The sequence below is a fragment of the Paracoccus binzhouensis genome (assembly GCF_016446475.1).
In the GTDB taxonomy this organism is placed as follows: domain Bacteria; phylum Pseudomonadota; class Alphaproteobacteria; order Rhodobacterales; family Rhodobacteraceae; genus Paracoccus; species Paracoccus binzhouensis.
In genome coordinates, this window is the sequence record NZ_JAEHFP010000239.1 from 1 (window position 1) to 1,357 (window position 1,357).

1 protein-coding gene and 1 pseudogene are annotated in these 1,357 nt (G+C 57.1%); both read right to left on the reverse strand.

Going from position 1 to position 1,357, the window contains the following annotated elements; genetic code table 11:
* Positions 1 to 370: 370 nt before the first annotated feature.
* A complete protein-coding gene (locus I9P22_RS24205; protein WP_269846675.1) occupies positions 371 to 1,072 on the reverse strand; it encodes a glutathione S-transferase family protein in 702 nt (233 codons plus the stop codon).
* Positions 1,073 to 1,079: 7 nt separating this feature from the next.
* Positions 1,080 to 1,357 (reverse strand): annotated as a pseudogene (locus I9P22_RS24750) (CopD family protein); the annotation flags it as partial.

The window sequence follows — 1,357 nt, forward strand, 5'->3', positions numbered from 1 at the left end:
TTGCGTGCCAAGGTCACCTCCCACGTAGAGATGATCTTGAATCACAGCCAGACGCGCAGGGGAATCCTTTTTGTCAACACAACCTAGACTGGCGCCAGCCCCGCCATCTGAACCTGCAGACCCCACGCAGGCGGCCCGATTCTCTGCGACGGAATTGGGCCGATCAGCACGAAGTATGGGAGTTTCCACAGGCAAGTAATTGAAGTTCTTGTTTTCTCGCAGGGCACAGCCGAGCGCGTAGGCACGATGCAGCGGTACGACGCATCAGCATCACTGTTGACCTGCATCGATGGGATGCGAGCCTAGTCCTTGACTACGCTGCTGCTTGATGCGTCGAGTGGTGAATAGCGCACATTCAAGACCGTCCAGCCTACGCCGACCATCTTTGCAGCCGCTTGCCGGGCAACAGCTCGTACGGCAACTTCCAGCCTGGCATTTTCATCAGCCGATCCAGCCAGGCAGTGATATTGGGGTATGAGGCCGTCAGATCGATCCCTGTCTCGTCCATGGGATAAGACAGGTAAGCGCACATTGAAATATCTGCGATGGTCAAGCGTTCGCACGCTACGAAGGTGGTCGCGCCAAGATGTTGCTCGAGGATGCCCAGATAGTCCTTGACCCGGGCCAAGTGCCAGGCCAGCACGGCCGGATCACTCTTGGGCGTGAAGGTGCGCAAGAAGCGATAGGTAGCCATTCCACCGGACATTTTCTGGTTGTCCCAGAAGAGCCAGCGAAGAAGCTCGTAGGTCTCTGCGTCGTTTGTCGCCCCGAATTTCTCGTACTGGGCCGCAAGCTGCAGCAGGATCGGTGCAGTCTGCGTTAATTTGCGGCCATTGACCTCCAGCACTGGGATTTCACCCATCGGATTGATCGTGCGCCGCCACTCCGGCGTCCACGTCACGCGCGCCCCGAAATCCGTCCAGATGGACTCGAAGGTTTGGCCGCAGAGCGTCAGCATCAGTGCCAGCTTGTAGCTGTTTCCTGACTCGGGGAAATAGTGGAGACGATATGTATCCACCGTAGTTCTTTCCTCCCAAGCGACTGTAGCATTGCGGCTGAGGCGGGTTTCCATTGCCTTGCTAGACCGGCTTCACAAGCGCCAACACGGCGATGACCAACATCGCAACAACGATACCGAGGTCAGCGCCAGGAATTTTTTCCGCAGACGCTCCTGTCCGAAGGCAACGACGTATTCGGCCAGAACGTAAACCGTGGAATGCCGACAGGGCGACGACGAAAATCAGCTTGACTATCAGCCATCCTGATGACGGTCGTGTCGCGAATGCTGTGGAAATTCCCTGGCGGCGCGCTCCGAGCATTTGAAGGTTCGTTTTTTCAGGCTGCGAGGTCAAGGGGC